General features: G+C 38.7%; 21 protein-coding genes and 11 tRNA genes. 30 read left to right on the top strand and 2 right to left on the bottom strand.

Annotated features, from left to right (window positions below):
• Window positions 1-14: 14 nt before the first annotated feature.
• The 4 genes from N178_RS22960 to uvsE all read left to right on the top strand — a co-directional run bounded on the left by N178_RS22960 (window position 15) and on the right by uvsE (window position 5,352).
• Complete coding sequence (locus tag N178_RS22960) at window positions 15-1,097, top strand: D-alanine--D-alanine ligase (RefSeq protein ID WP_028410441.1); 1,083 nt, start codon at window positions 15-17, stop codon at window positions 1,095-1,097.
• Window positions 1,098-1,193: 96 nt separating this feature from the next.
• On the top strand, window positions 1,194-2,576 hold the full coding sequence (locus N178_RS22955) for a UDP-N-acetylmuramoyl-tripeptide--D-alanyl-D-alanine ligase (RefSeq protein WP_045295119.1): 1,383 nt from the start codon (window positions 1,194-1,196) through the stop codon (window positions 2,574-2,576).
• Between the two features lie 196 nt (window positions 2,577-2,772).
• Complete coding sequence (gene cshA / locus N178_RS22950; RefSeq protein WP_042992387.1) at window positions 2,773-4,284, top strand: degradosome RNA helicase CshA; 1,512 nt, start codon at window positions 2,773-2,775, stop codon at window positions 4,282-4,284.
• Window positions 4,285-4,380: 96 nt separating this feature from the next.
• Window positions 4,381-5,352: a UV DNA damage repair endonuclease UvsE gene (gene uvsE, locus N178_RS22945; RefSeq protein ID WP_045295117.1), complete on the top strand. Its 972-nt coding sequence runs from the start codon at window positions 4,381-4,383 to the stop codon at window positions 5,350-5,352.
• 8 nt (window positions 5,353-5,360) lie between these two features.
• Here uvsE and N178_RS22940 read toward each other — a convergent pair whose 3' ends face one another.
• Entirely contained in the window at window positions 5,361-5,963 is a 603-nt protein-coding gene (locus N178_RS22940; RefSeq protein ID WP_045295114.1) for a rhomboid family intramembrane serine protease, read from the bottom strand.
• Window positions 5,964-6,027: 64 nt separating this feature from the next.
• Here N178_RS22940 and acpS point away from each other — a divergent pair, with 64 nt between their 5' ends.
• The 14 genes from acpS (at window position 6,028) to N178_RS22870 (ending at window position 16,931) form a co-directional block, all read left to right on the top strand.
• Entirely contained in the window at window positions 6,028-6,393 is a 366-nt protein-coding gene (gene acpS, locus N178_RS22935) for a holo-ACP synthase (RefSeq protein WP_045295149.1), read from the top strand.
• A gap of 58 nt (window positions 6,394-6,451) precedes the next feature.
• Entirely contained in the window at window positions 6,452-7,510 is a 1,059-nt protein-coding gene (locus tag N178_RS22930; RefSeq protein ID WP_045295112.1) for a LolA family protein, read from the top strand.
• 62 nt (window positions 7,511-7,572) lie between these two features.
• Window positions 7,573-8,814: an alanine racemase gene (gene alr / locus N178_RS22925; RefSeq protein WP_415383757.1), complete on the top strand. Its 1,242-nt coding sequence runs from the start codon at window positions 7,573-7,575 to the stop codon at window positions 8,812-8,814.
• 200 nt (window positions 8,815-9,014) lie between these two features.
• Window positions 9,015-9,296, top strand: a complete 282-nt coding sequence (locus N178_RS22920) for a CopG family ribbon-helix-helix protein (protein ID WP_013055003.1) — start codon at window positions 9,015-9,017, stop codon at window positions 9,294-9,296.
• A gap of 4 nt (window positions 9,297-9,300) precedes the next feature.
• On the top strand, window positions 9,301-9,651 hold the full coding sequence (gene ndoA / locus N178_RS22915) for a type II toxin-antitoxin system endoribonuclease NdoA (protein WP_013055004.1): 351 nt from the start codon (window positions 9,301-9,303) through the stop codon (window positions 9,649-9,651).
• Window positions 9,652-9,808: 157 nt separating this feature from the next.
• Window positions 9,809-10,645 (top strand): RsbT co-antagonist protein RsbRA, encoded by an 837-nt coding sequence (locus N178_RS22910; protein ID WP_013055005.1) that lies wholly within the window; start codon window positions 9,809-9,811, stop codon window positions 10,643-10,645.
• A gap of 2 nt (window positions 10,646-10,647) precedes the next feature.
• Window positions 10,648-11,004, top strand: a complete 357-nt coding sequence (locus N178_RS22905; RefSeq protein ID WP_013055006.1) for an STAS domain-containing protein — start codon at window positions 10,648-10,650, stop codon at window positions 11,002-11,004.
• Between the two features lie 3 nt (window positions 11,005-11,007).
• A complete protein-coding gene (locus N178_RS22900) occupies window positions 11,008-11,409 on the top strand; it encodes an anti-sigma regulatory factor (protein WP_013055007.1) in 402 nt (133 codons plus the stop codon).
• 13 nt (window positions 11,410-11,422) lie between these two features.
• Complete coding sequence (locus tag N178_RS22895) at window positions 11,423-12,433, top strand: PP2C family protein-serine/threonine phosphatase (RefSeq protein WP_045295109.1); 1,011 nt, start codon at window positions 11,423-11,425, stop codon at window positions 12,431-12,433.
• Window positions 12,434-12,492: 59 nt separating this feature from the next.
• A complete protein-coding gene (locus N178_RS22890) occupies window positions 12,493-12,825 on the top strand; it encodes an anti-sigma factor antagonist (protein ID WP_013055009.1) in 333 nt (110 codons plus the stop codon).
• A complete protein-coding gene (rsbW, locus tag N178_RS22885) occupies window positions 12,822-13,307 on the top strand; it encodes an anti-sigma B factor RsbW (RefSeq protein ID WP_025753516.1) in 486 nt (161 codons plus the stop codon). The genes N178_RS22890 and rsbW overlap by 4 nt, the downstream gene beginning before the upstream one ends.
• The gene (sigB, locus tag N178_RS22880; RefSeq protein ID WP_013055011.1) at window positions 13,273-14,067 is read left to right on the top strand and encodes an RNA polymerase sigma factor SigB; all 795 of its coding nucleotides are present in this window, start codon (window positions 13,273-13,275) and stop codon (window positions 14,065-14,067) included. The genes rsbW and sigB overlap by 35 nt, the downstream gene beginning before the upstream one ends.
• A complete protein-coding gene (locus tag N178_RS22875) occupies window positions 14,067-14,672 on the top strand; it encodes a PP2C family serine/threonine-protein phosphatase (protein ID WP_033580804.1) in 606 nt (201 codons plus the stop codon). The genes sigB and N178_RS22875 overlap by 1 nt, the downstream gene beginning before the upstream one ends.
• 84 nt (window positions 14,673-14,756) lie before the next feature.
• A complete protein-coding gene (locus N178_RS22870; RefSeq protein WP_045295105.1) occupies window positions 14,757-16,931 on the top strand; it encodes a Tex family protein in 2,175 nt (724 codons plus the stop codon).
• 57 nt (window positions 16,932-16,988) lie between these two features.
• On the opposite strand, the gene cmpA is transcribed toward N178_RS22870, so the two are convergent.
• Window positions 16,989-17,105 (bottom strand): cortex morphogenetic protein CmpA, encoded by a 117-nt coding sequence (cmpA, locus tag N178_RS26655; RefSeq protein WP_013055014.1) that lies wholly within the window; start codon window positions 17,103-17,105, stop codon window positions 16,989-16,991.
• Window positions 17,106-17,214: 109 nt separating this feature from the next.
• Between cmpA and N178_RS22865 the strand changes: the two genes are divergently transcribed.
• The 12 genes from N178_RS22865 (at window position 17,215) to N178_RS22810 (ending at window position 18,864) form a co-directional block, all read left to right on the top strand.
• Window positions 17,215-17,664, top strand: a complete 450-nt coding sequence (locus N178_RS22865; RefSeq protein WP_045295104.1) for a SprT family protein — start codon at window positions 17,215-17,217, stop codon at window positions 17,662-17,664.
• A gap of 134 nt (window positions 17,665-17,798) precedes the next feature.
• A tRNA-Asn gene (locus N178_RS22860) sits at window positions 17,799-17,873 on the top strand.
• A 3-nt stretch (window positions 17,874-17,876) separates the two neighbouring features.
• Window positions 17,877-17,967 (top strand) — tRNA-Ser (locus N178_RS22855).
• 8 nt (window positions 17,968-17,975) lie between these two features.
• Window positions 17,976-18,050, top strand: a tRNA-Glu gene (locus N178_RS22850).
• Between the two features lie 24 nt (window positions 18,051-18,074).
• A tRNA-Val gene (locus N178_RS22845) sits at window positions 18,075-18,150 on the top strand.
• A 28-nt stretch (window positions 18,151-18,178) separates the two neighbouring features.
• A tRNA-Asp gene (locus N178_RS22840) sits at window positions 18,179-18,254 on the top strand.
• 11 nt (window positions 18,255-18,265) lie between these two features.
• Window positions 18,266-18,340: transfer RNA gene (locus tag N178_RS22835), tRNA-Gln, on the top strand.
• A 4-nt stretch (window positions 18,341-18,344) separates the two neighbouring features.
• A tRNA-Lys gene (locus N178_RS22830) sits at window positions 18,345-18,417 on the top strand.
• A 12-nt stretch (window positions 18,418-18,429) separates the two neighbouring features.
• Window positions 18,430-18,512: transfer RNA gene (locus N178_RS22825), tRNA-Leu, on the top strand.
• Window positions 18,513-18,534: 22 nt separating this feature from the next.
• Window positions 18,535-18,620, top strand: a tRNA-Leu gene (locus tag N178_RS22820).
• An 89-nt stretch (window positions 18,621-18,709) separates the two neighbouring features.
• Window positions 18,710-18,786: transfer RNA gene (locus N178_RS22815), tRNA-Arg, on the top strand.
• Window positions 18,787-18,790: 4 nt separating this feature from the next.
• Window positions 18,791-18,864: transfer RNA gene (locus N178_RS22810), tRNA-Gly, on the top strand.
• Window positions 18,865-18,870: the final 6 nt, after the last annotated feature.

Raw genomic sequence — 18,870 nt, 5'->3', positions numbered from 1 at the left:
TAGGAGGAACATCAGTGAAAATTAAGCTTGGCCTTTTATACGGAGGAAAATCCGCTGAACATAAAGTATCTTTACAAACAGCTCTAGCAGTTTCAAAAGCAATTAATCACGATAAATATGAAGTGCATCCAATTTACATTACAGAAACAGGAAAATGGATTCGCGGCACACAGCTGACTGGTCCGCTTGAAACAGTTGCCCAATTAGAAATTCAAGATAACGGAACAGCTATTTCACCAGTTTCATTGAATACAGAAATGTTTGCATTAACAGATTCAAAAACAGATGATCAGCTAGATGTTATTTTCCCGCTTCTTCATGGTCCAAATGGAGAAGATGGTACGGTACAAGGATTATTAGAATTATTGAATATTCCTTATGTTGGAAACGGCGTATTAGCTTCAGCAGCTGGTATGGATAAAGTTGTAATGAAGCAGCTGTTTGCACAGGCAGGTCTGCCTCAAGTAGAGTACGTATCATTTATCCGCCGCGAGTGGGAAGCAGATCGAACGGCTGCTTATGAAAAAGTAGAAGCACTTGGATACCCTTGCTTTGTTAAACCAGCAAACTTGGGTTCAAGCGTTGGGATTAGCAAATGTGATAACCGCGAAGAGTTAGAAGCGGCATTTGTTGAAGCCTTCTTATTTGATCGAAAAATCATTGTAGAAGCAGCAGCAGTTGGTCGTGAAGTTGAAATTGGTGTGTTAGGGAATGATGAAGCAGCTTGTTCAGTAGTTGGAGAAATCTTACCTAAAAAAGCGTTTTACGATTACAAAGCAAAATATGAAGACGGCGATACAGGTCTTATTATTCCAGCTGAAATTACAGAAGAACAGCATCAAGAAATGTCAGCACTAGCAATCAAAGCATTTAAAGCAATTGATGGATCTGGTCTTGTACGTGCAGATTTCTTCTTAACATCAGAAGGTAAATTCATTATTAATGAAGTGAATACGATGCCTGGTTTTACACCTTTCAGTATGTTCCCGTTATTGTGGAAACACGCAGGCGTTGAATATCCAGATTTAATCGAAAAACTTGTATCACTAGCAATTGAACGTCATACCGAAAAGCAGCAAATTAAACACACAATGTAACTCACACAACACTATTCATCATGAATAGTGTTTCTGTGTTTAGTTTCAATTAATAGTATCCACAGTTTACTTTATATCGAGAGGAGCAAACCAACAATGATTAAACGTACGCTTAAACAGCTAGCTGCAATGATTCCAGGAAGTGTATTTCATAGCGGGAACAAAGCAGCTGGAATTGAGGGAGTCTCAATTGATACGAGAACAATTCAGCAAGGCAATTTATATATCCCAATTAAAGGGGAACGTTTTAATGGGCATACATTTGTCGATAAAGCAACTGAAAACGGAGCGGTCGCTACTCTGTGGAACAAAGATGAAGAAAACCCACCGACAGACATTAGTGTTATTTTAGTCGATGATACGCTAGAAGCTCTTCAGCAATTAGCGAAATCCTATCGTCACGAGTTAGATATTAAAGTAGTGGGCATTACAGGAAGTAACGGAAAAACAACGGCAAAAGACATGGTGAAAGCTGTGCTTGATACAACTTACTGTGTTCTGAAAACAGATGGAAACTTTAATAACCATATTGGCATGCCGCTTACTATTTTGCGTTTAGATGAAACTCATGATATTGCAGTTTTAGAAATGGGCATGAGCAGCCGAGGAGAGATTGAGTTTCTTTCTAATTTAGCGGAGCCTGATGTGGCCATTATTACAAATATCGGAGAATCGCACCTTCAAGACTTAGGAAGTCGTGATGGAATTGCGGAGGCAAAATTAGAAATTACAAGCGGCTTAGCGCCAACAGGTCAGCTTGTCTACAATGGTGATGAGCCACTTTTAACGTCGCGCGTAGTTAATCCATTATTTGAAACGGTGACATTTGGCAGCTCAGAACAAAACGATTTGTATCCAAGTGCTATTTCAGCTGAAGAGTTAGGAACAACATTCACTGTTTCACGTGAAACAACATATTCATTCTTTATCCCGGTATTAGGTAAACATAATGTTCACAATGCGCTTTCTGCTATTGCGGTAGGTCATTATTTTGGACTAGACAATGAAACAATCGCTAAGGGTTTAAAAGAATTAAAGCTAACAAATATGCGTATGGAGCTTGTGAAACGAACAGATGGCCTGACCTTCATTAATGACGCATACAACGCAAGTCCAACGTCCGTTAAAGCTGCTATCACGTTGATGCATGATTTAGAAGGCTATAAGCAAAAAATTCTTGTTCTCGGGGATATGCTTGAATTAGGCGATCAGGAAAAAGAGTTCCACAAAGAAGTGGGAGAGTTTATTCAGGCAGAAAAAATTGATTATGTTCTAACATACGGTCCCTTATCTGTTGAAATTGAGCAAGGAGCAAAAAATAATTTTGCAGAAGATAAGGTAATGCACTTTGAGGAAAAAGATGAGCTTGTTAAAAAATTAACAGCGATTACAACAAGAGAAGATGTGGTTTTAGTGAAAGCATCTCGAGGGATGAAGCTTGAGGAAGTTATCTCAAAAATGATGTATAAATTATCGTGATATTAAAAAGAGTATAAGTAAGCTCTATTGCAAACGGAAAGCCATAGTGTTATGATGTAGTCTGAGTGTCTTGAGGCGCTTATACTCTAAACGTTGAATTTATTGAAGTAGTCGTTTAGAGCATTTTCCGTTTCCTCGGAGAATGCTTTTTTTTGTAAAATATAGATAGTCTAAATATAAAAGGAGTTTGAAAAACTTGGCATTATTTCAAGATTTAGGATTAAGTCAACAGCTTAATAAAGCTGTGAGTAAAATGGGTTTTGAAGAAGCAACACCAATTCAATCAGAAACTATCCCATTAGCACTAGAAGGTCACGATTTGATCGGACAAGCACAAACAGGAACAGGTAAAACAGCGGCATTTGGTATTCCTCTTATTGAAAAAGTTGATGTAAACGTAGATGCAATTCAAGGGTTAATTATTGCTCCTACTCGTGAACTTGCTGTACAGGTATCTGAAGAACTTTACAAAATTGGTCAAACAAAGCGCGTACGCGTGCTATCAATTTATGGTGGTCAAGATATCAGTCGTCAAATTCGTGCATTGAAAAAGCACCCTCATATCATCGTAGGGACACCAGGGCGTATGCTAGATCATATTAATCGTCGTACACTTCGTCTACAAGACGTTCATACAGTTATTTTAGATGAAGCAGATGAAATGTTAAACATGGGATTCATCGAAGACATTGAAAAAATCTTATCAAACGTACCTGAGAACCACCAAACACTTTTATTCTCAGCAACAATGCCTACTCCAATCCGTCGCATTGCTGAAAAATTCATGAACGAACCAAAAGTGGTAAAAGTAAAAGCAAAAGAAGTAACGATGCCAAACATTACGCAGTATTATTTAGAAGTACAAGAAAAGCGTAAATTTGATATCCTTACTCGTCTTTTAGATATGCAATCACCTGAATTAGCTATCATCTTTGGTCGTACAAAGCGCCGTGTTGATGAGTTATCAGAAGCATTAAATATGCGTGGTTATTCTGCACAAGGTATCCATGGTGACTTGACGCAATCGAAACGTCTATCTGTACTACGTCAATTTAAAGAAGGTTCTATTGATGTATTAGTTGCGACAGACGTAGCTGCACGCGGACTTGATATTTCTGGTGTTACTCATGTATACAACTTTGATATCCCTCAAGATCCGGAGAGCTATGTACACCGTATCGGACGTACAGGACGTGCTGGTAAAATGGGTGCTGCTATGACATTTGTAACGCCAAGAGAAACTGGACAGTTACACAATATTGAGCGTACAACAAAACGTAAAATGGAGCGTATGACTCCTCCAACGCTTGATGAAGCAATGGAAGGTCAACAGCGTATTGCAGCTGACAAATTAACAGAATCTGTGACACAAGGCAACTTATCTTACTACAAACAGTTGGCAGAAGAGTTACTTGAAGAGCACGATTCAGTTTCATTAGTGGCAGCGGCAATCAAATTATTTACAAAAGAACCAAACGAATCACCAATTCAATTAACTGCTGAACCACCGGTAATTGCAAAAGGTGATAAAAACAAACGTGGAAATGGCGGAGGTCGTTCACGTTCTAACTCTAAAAACTACTCACAGCAAAATCGTCGTGGAAACTCAAAGCGTTTTGGTGACAAGCGTCGCGGTGGAAGCAACGGCAGTGATAATAGAAATCGCAATAGCAGCAGTAATCGTAAAGATTCTCGCAGCAAAGCGTAAAATAAAAACGGGCCTTAACAGGCTCGTTTTTTTTTATGTGTTAATTGCTATTTTATTGGTGCACACTATGAGTAAAATAAAATGGGGTGTTCACTAATGTCGACCATTGTTCGGTTAGGTTATGTGGCGATGAGCGTTCATTTGGAAAATAGTTCTCCTTCTCAAACCATGACTTTTGCACAATTTCAGCGTGTGAAAGACCATGAAGCGGCCATTCGCAAGCTCGAACGTATTGCAATATCCAACTTAGAAAACTGCTTACGGTTATTAAAACATAACGCGTGGAGTGAAATTGAGTTTTTTCGATTCAGTTCTAAGTTAATTCCATTAGCTAACCATGAGGCGCTAAAAGAGTGGAACTACATAGCTCCTTTAAAAGATGCTCTTCAGCGTATTTCTGTATTTTTGAAGGAACACCCAATGCGAGTAGATTTTCACCCGGATCATTTTGTTGTTTTAAACTCAACGGATAAAGAGGTTTTTAAGCATTCTATCCAAACTCTTCGCATGCATCAAAAGTTGCTGAAAGGAATGAATATTCCGCTTCAAAATCGCTGTGTTTTACATGTTGGAGGAGCTTATAATGATAAAGAAAAAGCACTGGAGCAGTTTATTCATAATTGGGGGCTTGTACCTCAATCCCTTCAGCAAATGATTATGTTGGAAAACGACGATACAACCTTTCATATAAAGGACGTCCTGTATTTATGTGAAAAACTAAATGTCCCAATCATTTTTGATCTTCATCATCATCAGGCGAACAACGATGAAACTTCATGGCAAGAGCATTGGGACCGTATCATTCGAACATGGGAACATGAAACGCTGCCTCTAAAAATGCATATATCTAGTCCTAAAAGTGATAAAGAATTTAGAGCTCATGCAGATTATATCGATGTTAATGGGTTTTACAGCTTTTTAAAAGAAGTAAATGGAACAATACCGCAAATTGATTGCATGATTGAAGCTAAGAAAAAAGATGAAGCACTCTTTCAGTTAGTAAGAGATTTAAAGTCTTATGAAGATGTGGAATTTATTAACTCATCCACTTTTTATATTAAATCCTAAAGCAGGCCTCATATCTGTGGCTTGTTTTTCTGTTTGAATATAAGAAAAGCGAGAAGAAATCCAGCAATACCTCCAGCGAAATGAGCAGTGTTGTTGGTTCCTGGGGTTAGCAGACCTGAAAGTAATCCAATAACTAAAAAAACGACAATGATTTGCTGGTTGCTTTTAGAAAGCATATGCTTTTGTTTTATGACAAGATAGAGGTAAAATCCAAGCAGTCCGAAAATGGCACCGGATGCACCCACGTGGCTGTAAAAAGAAGGTTGGATTAGAAATGTAACGATATTTCCAAGCAATCCACACGTAAGGTAGAATAGAAGAAACTTATAAGAAGAAAGAATGCGCTCAGCACCCGGTCCTAACAAGAACAATGAAAATGAGTTAAAAAGAAGGTGTGAAAAGCTTAGATGCAAAAAGATAGGTGTGAAAAGCCGCCAGTAGTCTCCTTGGGAAATTAAGCTATTCATACCAATAAGCTGATGTATAAAAGATTCTGCAAGGTGTGAGGGAAGAGCGGCAAGTAACCATAGCGCAATGTGGATGCAGATAAGCGTGAAGGTAACAGGATAAAAACGTTTAAATTCAGCTGCATTTTCTGTGCGTACGAACATATTTGTCACTCCTTTTTATAAAGGCATTTTTATATACTATTCTGTAAGAGAGGATTAAATGAAAATGATTATAGGAACTGGAATTGATATTACAGAGTTAGAGCGGATTGAAAAAATGGTGCAGCGTCAAAGCGCTTTTATTACTCGGATTTTAACAAAAAACGAAAGAGAACGCTATGAAAAGCTATCAAGCCGACGCAAGGTCGAATTTTTAGCAGGAAGATTTGCTGTGAAGGAAGCATATTCGAAAGCTCTTGGAACAGGAATAGGGAAAGATTTCAGCTTCCAAGATATTGAAATCGTGAATGATGAAAGAGGAAAACCCCACATTGTTACAAAACAACCACTGGACGCGTCGGTACACGTATCTATTTCCCACAGTGCGCACTATGCGATTGCTCAAGTAATTATTGAACGCTTGTCAAGCTAGTCTGCATATTCACTATTTCTTGTTCATATATTCATAGTGTGGATAGGGGAGACAAGATATGTTCTTGCTTCTCCGTTTAGTTGTGAATATACGAAATAAAGGAGTTGGGGAAATGCATAAAAAATGGATTGGCTTATTTGTTTGCGCCTTTTTTCTCTTAGCCTTATCAGCATGCGGTGAAAAAAGTCAGCAGGATGTAACAGATGCATTGGATGCCAAGGTACAAGAAATGGCGGGGTATAAATCAGATGCTAAGATGACATTAAATACAGGGAAAGATGCTCAAGTATACGATGTAGAGATTTGGCATAGTAAGCCTATGTATTATCGAGTGAATTTGAAAAATACAAAGAAAGATCAAAGCCAAATGATTTTGCGTAATGATGAAGGGGTTTTTGTTTTAACGCCTGCCTTAAATAAAAGCTTTCGTTTTCAAAGCGACTGGCCGCAAAATAGCAGTCAAGCCTATTTGTATGAATCCCTTGTCCAAGATATTGTAAAGGATGAAAAGGCAAGTTTTAAATCGACGGATAAGCATTATATTTTTGAAACAAAAACCAACTATCAAAATAGCACAATGCTTCCTAAGCAAGAAATTACGCTGAACAAAAGTGACTTAGCGCCTGTTTCGGTTAAAATCATGGATACGGATAATAAAGTGTTAATAAAAGTTGATTTCTCTAAGGTGAAGTTCGATTCTAAGTTTGATAAAGGGGCTTTTGATACAAAAAGGAACATGACAAGTGCAAAGATTGACGTTCCGACATTAGCTCAGCAAAAATCATTTAGCGTTCTTTATCCTAAGGATGTTCCAAAAGGTACAAAGCTGTCCAAGGAAAAGAAAATTGAGACGGAAAATGGCGAGAGAGTTGTTTTAATGTACAAAGGAGAAAAGCCGTTTACGCTTGTACAAGAAAAAGCTCAAGTAGCTAAAACAGCAACATCTACAGTTACTGCCGGAGAGCCATTTGATTTAGGTTTTACTGTGGGAGCTTTAACGGATAAAAGTCTATCTTGGACATATAATGGAGTAGACTTTATGCTGGCTTCTGATCAGCTAACACCAGATGAATTGAGTACAGTTGCTAGATCTGTGCAAAGTCAGATGGGAAAATAAGAGAAGCTTACAAGCCTGCATATATGTAGGCTTGTTCTTGCTTAATTTGAATAAAGATCGAGATGAAGTTTGGCTATAGATGTATTATACTAACAGAGGAAAGTACGTTTAGAATGGTTCTGAAAAAAGGAAGTGTCGTAGTAATGGATGCATTTTATAGAGAAACATGGGCAGAAATTGATGTAGAAGCCATTTTTCAAAATGTGAATCATGTAAGAGAACTGATACCGGGGCATAAAATGCTAATGGCCGTAGTAAAGGCCAATGCGTACGGGCATGGGGATAAAGAAGTAGCAGAGATTGCGCTTCAAGCGGGCGCTGATACGCTAGCTGTAGCTTTTTTGGATGAAGCTATTGCTCTTCGGAAAAAAGGAATAAAGGAATCCATTTTAGTATTAGGAGCCGTACCTACCTTACACATTCAAACCGCATTGGAGTGGGGTGTAACGGTCACTGCTTACAGCAAAGCTTGGATTGAAGAAGCGGCGTCTGTACTCGGTGAAAACAGTCAGTTGCATATGCATTTAAAAATAGATACAGGCATGGGGCGCTTGGGAATTAGAACAAAAGAAGAATTACATGAAACGATGAAAATCATCGCTTCTCATTCAGGATTCGTGCTGGATGGAGTGTTTACACACTTTGCAACAGCAGACGAGCTAAACTCATCTTATTTTGAAGAACAATACACATTCTTTGAAGAAATGGTTCGAATTGTGAAAGAGCATAATTTTACACCTCCGATGATTCACTGTGCAAATAGCGCAGCCTTGCTTCGTCGTCCCAAAGATATCTTTAATGGCGTACGCTTAGGTATCTCTATGTATGGCTTAAGTCCTTCTGAGGAATTAAAAGAAGTCTTGCCAATTCCGTTAAAACAAGCTTTTTCGCTGCACAGCCGTATTGTGCATGTTAAAAAAGTCAAAAAAGGCAGTCATATCAGTTACGGAGCTACTTATGAAGCTAAAGAAGATGAATGGATTGCTACTATTCCAGTAGGATATGCAGACGGCTGGATTCGTAAATTAAGTAATTTTGAAGTGTTAGTAGATGGAGTTAAAATGCCAATTGTTGGTAGGATATGCATGGACCAATTGATGATTAAATTACCTAAAATGTATAAAATGGGTACAAAAGTTACATTTATCGGGAAACAAAAAGGTGCTGAAATTACAATTGATGAAGTAGCGAAGCATCTTGAAACAATCAATTATGAAATCCCTTGCATGATTGCAGCAAGGGTTCCGAGGGTTTATACAAGAGATTCGCAGCACATTGATGTTAATAATTATATCTTGCGCTGAATATATATCTTCCTGAGTCAACATAAAAAGCCTTTGAACAAAAGACAATAAAATAATAACTTCCATGCATAAAAGAGGGTATCAATTGACGATAATAGTGTAGAAATTGACAGAATTAACTTTCCATTAAAGCTAATCAATGTTATGATAAGGAAAGATGAGACTATTGGTGTGTGTATTGATGTTGGAGGTGTATGTTTGTGTCTGAAGCGAGCGCAACTACAGAAATCCTAGTAAGATTACCGAAAAATTTAGTATCGGAGCTCGATCTTATGGTTAAACAAGAAAATGGCAACCGAAGTGATTTTATTCACCAAGCAACAAAATTGTACCTTCGTGAGCGAAAAAAACGCCATATTCGCGAATCAATGAGACGTGGATATATGGAGATGGCAAAGATAAACTTAAATATTGCTTCCGAGGCTTTTCTAGCAGAGTATGAAGCTGATCATACTGTGGATCGTTTAGTAAGCGGGGGGTAATGACTTGGTAGTCAAACGTGGCGACGTTTATTTTGCTGACCTATCTCCTGTTGTTGGCTCAGAACAAGGAGGCGTTCGCCCTGTACTTGTCATTCAAAATGATATAGGCAATCGTTTTAGCCCAACTGTTATTGTAGCTGCGATCACTGCTCAAATTCAAAAGGCAAAGTTACCTACGCATGTTGAAATTGATGCAAAGCGCTATGGATTTGAGCGAGATTCAGTTATTTTACTAGAACAAATTCGTACTATTGATAAACAGAGGCTAACAGACAAGATTACCCATTTAGATGATGAAATGATGGACAGAGTGGATGAAGCCTTGCAAATCAGTGTAGGACTTATCGACTTTTAGAATTATACTTCCATTTATGCTAAGTTGCTCCTTTATGAGCAACTTTTTTAATTTGACTAGGAATAATCAGTAAACGTATATTGTAATAAGAAACGTTTTAAAAATGATAATATATATATAGATATAAATGAGTGTATTGACTCACAAGGAGGACCTCATGAATCAAGATTTATTCAATTATATACAAAATCATAAATCAGAAATTTTTGATCGATGGCTAGTGTTAATGAATGATGTGGAAACAGAGCGGATTAAAAACATTGTATCCGAGCAAGTGTACGTAAATGTAAGCTCTGATTTTGTAAATTTACTTTTGGCAAAAGCATTCCGTGATCAGGAAAATTTTGCCGAGGAACTAGAGGAAGTAGTAGGACGAGTTGTGAGTTTAGGATGGCCTCTTGCTTATTTGACACAGGGTGTACGTAACTTGGGGCATGTAGTGGTTGAAGGGTATGTAAACAGTGAACATGTAAAGGCTGATCAAACTCATTCCGAATTATTCTATCGGTTTGACAAGTGGTTAAGCCCTATTTATAACAAAATAGTAGAACAATACTCCAACTCGTGGGAAAATACAGTTATGTTGCAAAAAGTTGCACTTCAAGAATTGTCTGCTCCATTAATACCGGTATTTGATAAAATTACGGTAATGCCGCTTGTAGGAACAATTGACACTGATCGCGCGAAGAAAATTATGGAAAATTTACTGCAAGGTGTCGTAAAACACCGATCAGAGGTCGTATTAATAGATATTACCGGAGTACCAGTAGTAGATACGATGGTTGCCCATCATATCATTCAAGCTGCTGAAGCTGTACGTTTGGTTGGAGCCAAGTGTTTGTTAGTAGGAATTCGTCCGGAAATTGCTCAGACTATTGTGAACTTAGGTATTAACTTAAACGAAATTATTACGAAAAACTCTTTAAAAAAAGGTGTAGAGTTTGCGTTAGAAATGACTGAGCGGAAAATAGTTGATATAGAATCGGAGGAATAAACGTGAGAATACCCATTTTGAAATTGTACGACTATTTATTGGTATCCATTCAATGGGAGCTGGATGATCAAACGGCTATTCAATTCCAAGAAGATTTGCTAAGTAAAATTCATCAAACTGGAGCAAAAGGAGTGGTAATCGATTTAACTTCAATTGATATGATCGATTCATTCATCGCAAAAGTGTTAGGTGACGTGGTTAGCATGTCTAATTTGATGGGGGCCAGAGTAGTATTAACAGGTATCCAGCCTGCAGTAGCTATTACACTTGTTGAGTTAGGGATTGGCCTAAACGATGTTCTTACTGCACTCGATTTAGAAAAAGGTCTTGAGAAACTCCAATCGGAATTGGGGGATTAGTATATGGAATTCCAATCCAGCGTAAAAATCGTAACAGAATGGGACATCGTAGCGGCACGCCAATTAGGTAGAAATGTGTCGAAAGAGCTAGGGTTTGGAACAGTTGACCAAGCTCGTATTACAACCGCCATTTCTGAATTAGCTCGTAATATTTACCTATATGCGGGTAAGGGTCAAATCTATATTGAGAAATTAAATCGTGGAGGAAAAAACGGTCTTCTTGTCGTAGCAACAGATGAAGGGCCAGGTATCCCCGACGTTCGCAAAGTAATGGAAGATGGATACTCAACATCGGGTGGGCTAGGAGCTGGGCTTCCTGGGGTAAAACGATTGATGGATGAGTTTGACATCGAAACAAATGTCGGAGAAGGTACTGAGATTAAAGCAGTTAAGTGGCTCCGGTAGGAGGAAATAGATAATGTCTTTTGATAAAGAGATGAGAGATTTATACAAAGATATTTTGGGGAACTATATCCAAACACAAAATGAACAAATTTTGTATCAAGGACAAAAACTAAGTAGAAAATCTTTAGAGAATGAAATATCGCCAGAAGATATTGTGAGCATTCATAAAGAAGTGATTGAAGAAATTTATTCTGATATTCCAGAAAAAGTGCTGCATTCTCTAGACTTTTTACTTGAAGTAATGATCAGCTACGGTCTTGCTCTTCGTGAGCACCAAACATTAAAAAATAAGCAGCGGGAACTTCGTTCTGAAATTGAAGTTGCCGCTAACGTCCAGCAGACGCTGTTGGGGACAAAGGTTCCGGCTAGTTCAACCTTAGAAATTGGCGCTATTAGTGTACCCGCTAAACAGATGAACGGAGATTATTTTCACTTTGTAGAAGAAGAGCACGGTGGGTTAAGTATTGCCATTGCCGATGTGATCGGAAAAGGAATTCCAGCTGCAATGTGTATGTCTATGATCAAGTATGCAATGGACAGCTTACCGGACTCAAGAAAAAATCCAAGTTACGTATTAGAGAACTTGAATAATATTGTAGAGCGAAACGTAGATCCAAGTATGTTTATTACGATGTTCTACGGAAGCTATAATCCCGAGACAAACTTATTTGATTACGCATCTGCAGGGCATGAGCCAGGCTTTTATTATGATGCTAAAGCTGATTCATTTGAAGATTTGGAAGCAAAAGGACTCGTGCTAGGAGTCGATCGTCATGTGAAATATCTTCAGTACGAGCAGCAGCTTTCAAAAGACGATATGATTGTTCTATTAACAGATGGTGTAACAGAATGCAGAACTGAAGAAGGATTTATCGAAAGATTGGACATCATAAAATTAATTCGAAAATACATGCATTTGTCTCCTCAAGAAATTGTAGAATCTGTATATAAAGAGCTGGAGAAATTACAGCATTTTCAATTGAGGGATGACTTTACATTGATTATTTTGAAGAGTTTAGTTTAAGTATTCTAAATAAGGGTACAGAAAATATAGCACAAAATTAGAGGGGGTCTACTAATACGATGAATTTAAAAATAGATATACAAAAGGACGGTCAAGCATATCGTATTAAGCTGGCTGGAGAGATTGACGCATATACAGCACCTAAGCTAAAAGAAAAGTTCATGGAAATTACTGAACATACTGAACCGGAAATTATAGTCGATTTAACCGATGTATCATACATGGATAGTACAGGACTAGGTGTATTTATTGCATTGTTAAAAGCCAATAAGAAAAATAACGGTTCTTTGAAATTTGTTGGTGTATCAGAGCGCATCAAGCGCTTATTTGATATTACGGGCCTCACAGACATTTTAAACGTGAATTCACAAGTAGAAGGTGGCGTAAAATGAAACAGCCTTATGACTTTGTTGAGATGAAGATTCCTGCTAAGCCAGACTACGTAGCAATTATTCGACTGACGCTGTCTGGTGTAGCGAACCGGATGGGTTTTTCTTATGATGAAATTGAAGATATGAAAATTGCCGTGAGTGAGGCATGTACAAATGCCGTACAGCATGCTTACAAGAGTGAAGAAAATGGTGAAGTGAGAGTAGGTTTTGGTTTATTTGATGACCGTTTAGAAATCATGGTGGTCGATAAAGGTGAAAGCTTTAATTTTGAAGAGCTTAAGGAACATATAGGACCTTATGAAACATCAAAAGAAGTTGAATTTCTTCCTGAAGGTGGACTTGGTTTATATTTAATTGAAACACTAATGGACGAAGTGAAAATGGTCAATTCAAAAGGTGTAACGCTAATGATGACTAAGTATGTGCAAAGAGAGCAGGTGGAGAGTGATGAAAACACAGTCTCAACCTATGAAATTAACTAAAGAACAGGTTCAGGAACGAATTGAGCGCTTTCAAAAGACGCAGGATGAAGAAGCACAAAGTGATCTAGTAGTACATTACAAGAACCTTGTTGAATCTATTGCACGTCGTTATTCAAAAGGCAGAAGCTTACATGAAGATATTGTGCAGGTAGGGATGCTAGGACTGTTAGGAGCTATTAGAAGGTATGATGCTTCATTTGGAAGAAGCTTTGAATCGTTTGCTGTTCCTACAATCATTGGAGAGATTAAGCGATTTTTACGCGATAAAACGTGGAGTGTTCACGTACCGCGCCGCATCAAAGAATTAGGTCCTAAAATTAAAGCAGCTGTCGAAGAGCTAACAACCCGTTTACAGCGATCTCCTCAAGTAAAAGAAATTGCTGATCATATCGGAGTGACAGAGGAAGAAATTTTAGAAACGATGGAGATGGGGCAAAGTTATCAAGCGTTGTCTGTTGATCATTCCATTGAAGCAGACTCTGATGGAAGTACTGTTACAATCCTTGATTTAGTAGGTGAACAAGAGTCGGGTTATGAGAAAACTGATCAGCGCTTAGTGTTAGAAAAGATTCTTCATGTATTAAGCGATAGAGAAAAAGAAGTAATTCGCTATACATTTATTGAAAATCTGAGTCAAAAAGATGCCGGTGAGAAGCTAGGGATTTCTCAAATGCATGTATCTCGACTGCAAAGAAGAGCTCTTGATAAGCTAAGGACTGCAGCTCGCTCAGATTCTAACGATTCGGAGTATATGTCGTGATGACAGTAGACCCTAATACAAAGTCGATTCAAACTCATATATATCAAGAACCAAAGCAGGGGAACGTGTGTTGTGGAGATAGTTACTATGTCAAAGAAACGGATGACTATTTTCTGTGTGCAGTGGCAGATGGATTAGGAAGCGGTGAACAAGCGAGAGCCGCTTCTGTAGCTGTTACGGATGTAGCGAAAGCTCATCATCATCTGGATGTGGATGAGATCATTTCTAAGTGCAACAAAGCTACTCGACACACAAGAGGTGCGGCAGTAGCTATTTTGAAAATTGATAAAAAACATAACGAATTTCATTACACAAATGTAGGTAATATCCGCTTTTATCTGTATTCTCCGGAGGGGAAATTAACGTACCCTCTGCCAATTCAAGGTTTTTTATCAGGGAAAATTCAAAAGTTCCGCACCCAAACCTTCCCGTATGACTCCGGTTCTAAATTTTTGATTCATACAGATGGCTTAGAATTAAAAGAGATTAAATCTGTTTTTGCTAACTCGATGAATGTAGATCAATTGTCGACACGGCTACAGGCAGCAATTCGCTCTCATAATGACGATATTACGTATATCGCTGGTCATCTTCCAACTGCATAGCCTTTCTTTTTAGCTCACATGTGTTATTGCATGTGAGTTTTGTTACAATAGAGACAAAGTTTCATTTAGGTAGGAGGATAAGCTGTGTCTGTTGCAACGAAATTAGATAATCAAATTGTCCAACGTGTAAGTAAAGAGGTAGAGATTTCACAAAAGCAAGTACAAAACGTAATTGCTTTAGTAGAAGATGGTAATACAGTTCCCTTTATTGCTCGATATAGAAAAGAACAAACTGGTGCTTTGGATGAAGTCCAAATCCGGAATATTTTAGATTCCTGGAACTACTTAATGAATTTAGAGGAGCGTAAAGAGGAAGTTCGTCGATTAATTGAAGAGCAAGGGAAATTAACTGAGGAACTGGCTGCTCAAATTCATCAAGCGAAGAAATTGCAGCAGGTAGAAGATTTATACCGCCCTTTTAAGCAAAAACGACGTACAAAAGCAACTGTAGCAAAAGAAAAAGGTCTTGAACCATTAGCACAGTGGCTACTAAGCTTTCCGCGTTCTGAAGTGAAGAATGAAGCGCAAACATACATAAATGAAGAATCAGGAGTTCAATCTTCTGACGAAGCTATTCAGGGAGCCCTAGACATTGTAGCGGAACAAATTTCTGACGAAGCATCTTACCGTCAATGGATTCGTGCGACCACTGTAAAAGATGGCATAATTGTTACTTCAGTCAAAGATCGGGAAAAAGATGAAAAAAATATCTATGAAATGTACTATGAGTATACAGAAGCGGTAAAACGAATCGTTCCTCATCGTATTTTAGCTATGAATAGAGGAGAAAAAGACGGTATTTTAAAAGTGAGTATTGATGCGCCTACAGATCGTATTCTTTCATATTTACATAAAGAAGTAATCAAGAAAAGGGATTCTTCAGCTGAAGGTCATATCATCTCAGCTATAGAAGATGCCTATAAACGCTTAATAGAACCATCTATTGAACGTGAAATCCGTAAAGAGCTATCAGAAAAAGCGGAAGAAAGAGCTATTCACATCTTCTCTGAAAACTTACGAAAGCTTCTTCTCCAGCCTCCATTGAAAGGAAAAGTGGTATTAGGAGTAGATCCAGCTTTTCGAACAGGCTGCAAATTAGCTGTAGTAGATGAAACAGGCAAGGTATTAAAAATTGATGTTATTTATCCACATCCTCCTGTGAGAAAAGCAGCTGAAGCGCAAACTAAATTAAAGAAAATGTTCGCTGAATATCCTATTGAAGTAGTGGCAATTGGAAACGGAACGGCATCTCGCGAAACGGAGCAATTTGTAGCGGATGTTCTTAAAGAAATTGAAAACCCAGTTTATTATTTGATTGTGAATGAAGCGGGAGCAAGCGTATATTCGGCTTCTGATGTTGCTAGAGAAGAATTTCCTGATTTTCAAGTAGAAGAGCGAAGCGCTGTATCGATTGCCAGAAGGCTGCAAGATCCGCTGGCTGAACTTGTGAAAATTGATCCTAAGTCGGTAGGGGTAGGGCAGTATCAGCATGATGTGTCTCAAAAGCAATTAAATGATTCACTGACTTTTATTGTAGAGACAGTAGTAAATCAGGTAGGAGTAAATGCAAACACGGCTTCTGCTTCGCTTCTACAATACGTTGCTGGTCTAAATAAGACAGTTGCTCAAAACATTGTAAAATATCGGGATGAAAACGGGAAATTCTCTAACCGAAAACAGTTGAAGAAAATTCCGCGTCTAGGTGCTAAAACGTATGAGCAGTGTATTGGGTTTTTACGTATTATAGAAGGTGAAGAACCTTTAGACAGAACGGGTATCCATCCTGAAACATATGGAGACGTTAAAAAGCTTTTAAAGAAAGCGGAAGTGAAAGAGACTGAGCTTGGAACGGAGAAAGTAAAAGAAGCATTAAAACATATTTCTTTACCCGAAATATCAGAAGAATTAAGCATAGGGGAGCTTACTTTAAAAGATATTATAGAAGCGCTCGTAAGACCGGAAAGAGATCCCCGTGACGAACTGCCAAAACCTTTGCTCCGTCAGGATATTTTGAAGCTAGAGGATCTAGCAAAAGGTATTCAGCTTGAAGGCACGGTGCGAAACGTCGTAGACTTCGGAGCGTTCATCGATATAGGAGTTAAGCAAGACGGTCTAGTCCATATTTCTAAATTAACGAATCGGTACGTTAAGCACCCCCTCGATGTCGTTTCAGTAGGAGATTTGGTGAATGTGTGGGTAGAAGACGTAGATATGAAAAAAGGAAGAGTCGCACTGACGATGATTCCACCTCATCAATAATAAAATTGCCTTTTCAGATTTTCTGAAAAGGCAATTTTATTTGTAAAAAGAAGTGATTTAAGAAGCGGAGTTATTTTTTTGATAAAAAAACCAACATTGATTGAGCAATTTTATTTGTGCACGGTCTTTTTCAGAATAAGCGCGCCTCATTTGTTTTTGTAGCCACATTGGCATAAGGACAATCACTCCTTTTCATTTATGATAAGGTAAATAGTGAGTATGTAATGAAGTGTATGCCCAAAGAGCTAGTCAGGTGATTTCATACAGTAGAGGAGTATATAAGATGAATGATAAGGATTTACAAATACTTGTAGAAGAAATTTCATTGAAGCTGTTTCACAAACCATTTCGTCATGAAGCCACTTTTAATTCTCGTTTACGTACGACAGGTGGAAGGTATTTATTACGTACATCTAATATAGAAGTAAACTACAAATACTTTGAACAATATGGCAGACAGGAAATAGTAGAAATTATTAAGCATGAGCTCTGTCACTATCATTTGCATATTGAGGGGAAAGGGTATAAGCATGGAGATCAAGACTTTAAAAGCCTAATGAAAGAAGTAGGCGCCCCCCGATTTTGTCAGGCATTGAAAAAAGAAAGTGATGGAAAGAAAAAAGAGCACATATATGTATGTATGCAGTGTGAGCAAAAATATGTTCGAAAAAGAAAAGTGAACACGGTTAAATATGTGTGTGGGAAGTGTAAAGGTAAATTAAAAAAAATGTAGAAGATGCTTGACTAAAATAGATTGATTATGATAAATTAATAAAGCCGTCTCAAATAAACGGCAAAGAAATTACAAAAACTTATTGACATTACATATAATGTCGATTACAATGTAAGAAGTCTGATGAATATTATTCCACAGTAGCTCAGTGGTAGAGCTATCGGCTGTTAACCGATCGGTCGTAGGTTCGAGTCCTACCTGTGGAGCCATATGGAGAAGTACTCAAGTGGCTGAAGAGGCGCCCCTGCTAAGGGTGTAGGTCGTGTAAGCGGCGCGAGGGTTCAAATCCCTCCTTCTCCGCCATTTATAATGGCCCGTTGGTCAAGCGGTTAAGACACCGCCCTTTCACGGCGGTAACACGGGTTCGAATCCCGTACGGGTCACCATTGATTTTTATTCACATATTCTGTGGAGGATTAGCTCAGCTGGGAGAGCACCTGCCTTACAAGCAGGGGGTCGGCGGTTCGATCCCGTCATCCTCCACCATTTGACTGTTTTATACATAATTTTGGATGGTCCCGTGGTGTAGCGGTTAACATGCCTGCCTGTCACGCAGGAGATCGCGGGTTCGATTCCCGTCGGGACCGCCATTTAAAATTATTGGGCTATCGCCAAGCGGTAAGGCAACGGATTTTGATTCCGTCATGCGTTGGTTCGAATCCAGCTAGCCCAGCCATAAAGAGCCATTAGCTCAGTTGGTAGAGCATCTGACTTTTAATCAGAGGGTCGAAGGTTCGAGTCCTTCATGGCTCATTTTCATTTCTTGCGGGTGTGGCGGAATTGGCAGACGCGCTAGACTTAGGATCTAGTGTCTTTACGACGTGGGGGTTCAAGTCCCTTCACCCGCATCTTATTCATTTTATGTATTTAGCGGTCGTGGCGGAATGGCAGACGCGCTAGGTTGAGGGCCTAGTGGGGGCGACCCCGTGGAGGTTCAAGTCCTCTCGGCCGCACCAAAAAAACTTTTCAAAAAGTGTTGACATAAGAAAAAAGAAATGATATTATAATAAAGTCGCCAAAACAACGGCGGTAAACATCATAAGAAGCGCCCGTAGCTCAATTGGATAGAGCGTTTGACTACGGATCAAAAGGTTAGGGGTTCGACTCCTCTCGGGCGCGCCATATTGCGGGTGTAGTTTAGTGGTAAAACCTCAGCCTTCCAAGCTGATGTCGTGAGTTCGATTCTCATCACCCGCTCCAAATATA

It is taken from the genome of Priestia aryabhattai B8W22, from assembly GCF_000956595.1.
GTDB classification, from domain to species: domain Bacteria; phylum Bacillota; class Bacilli; order Bacillales; family Bacillaceae_H; genus Priestia; species Priestia aryabhattai.
This window is presented reverse-complemented; position numbering and strand designations above follow the sequence as displayed.

Bases quoted from the DNA above. Each gene is read 5' to 3' on its own strand.
- N178_RS22955 (WP_045295119.1), top strand. From the start codon at position 1,194: ATGATTAAACGTACGCTTAAACAGCTAGCTGCAATGATTCCAGGAAGT.
- uvsE (WP_045295117.1), top strand. From the start codon at position 4,381: ATGTCGACCATTGTTCGGTTAGGTTATGTGGCGATGAGCGTTCATTTG.
- N178_RS22940 (WP_045295114.1), bottom strand. From the start codon at position 5,963: ATGTTCGTACGCACAGAAAATGCAGCTGAATTTAAACGTTTTTATCCT.
- acpS (WP_045295149.1), top strand. From the start codon at position 6,028: ATGATTATAGGAACTGGAATTGATATTACAGAGTTAGAGCGGATTGAA.
- N178_RS22930 (WP_045295112.1), top strand. From the start codon at position 6,452: ATGTTCTTGCTTCTCCGTTTAGTTGTGAATATACGAAATAAAGGAGTT.
- alr (WP_415383757.1), top strand. From the start codon at position 7,573: ATGAAGTTTGGCTATAGATGTATTATACTAACAGAGGAAAGTACGTTT.
- N178_RS22910 (WP_013055005.1), top strand. From the start codon at position 9,809: ATGAATCAAGATTTATTCAATTATATACAAAATCATAAATCAGAAATT.
- N178_RS22900 (WP_013055007.1), top strand. From the start codon at position 11,008: ATGGAATTCCAATCCAGCGTAAAAATCGTAACAGAATGGGACATCGTA.
- N178_RS22895 (WP_045295109.1), top strand. From the start codon at position 11,423: ATGTCTTTTGATAAAGAGATGAGAGATTTATACAAAGATATTTTGGGG.
- N178_RS22890 (WP_013055009.1), top strand. From the start codon at position 12,493: ATGAATTTAAAAATAGATATACAAAAGGACGGTCAAGCATATCGTATT.
- rsbW (WP_025753516.1), top strand. From the start codon at position 12,822: ATGAAACAGCCTTATGACTTTGTTGAGATGAAGATTCCTGCTAAGCCA.
- sigB (WP_013055011.1), top strand. From the start codon at position 13,273: ATGAAAACACAGTCTCAACCTATGAAATTAACTAAAGAACAGGTTCAG.
- N178_RS22875 (WP_033580804.1), top strand. From the start codon at position 14,067: ATGACAGTAGACCCTAATACAAAGTCGATTCAAACTCATATATATCAA.
- cmpA (WP_013055014.1), bottom strand. From the start codon at position 17,105: ATGCCAATGTGGCTACAAAAACAAATGAGGCGCGCTTATTCTGAAAAA.
- N178_RS22865 (WP_045295104.1), top strand. From the start codon at position 17,215: ATGAATGATAAGGATTTACAAATACTTGTAGAAGAAATTTCATTGAAG.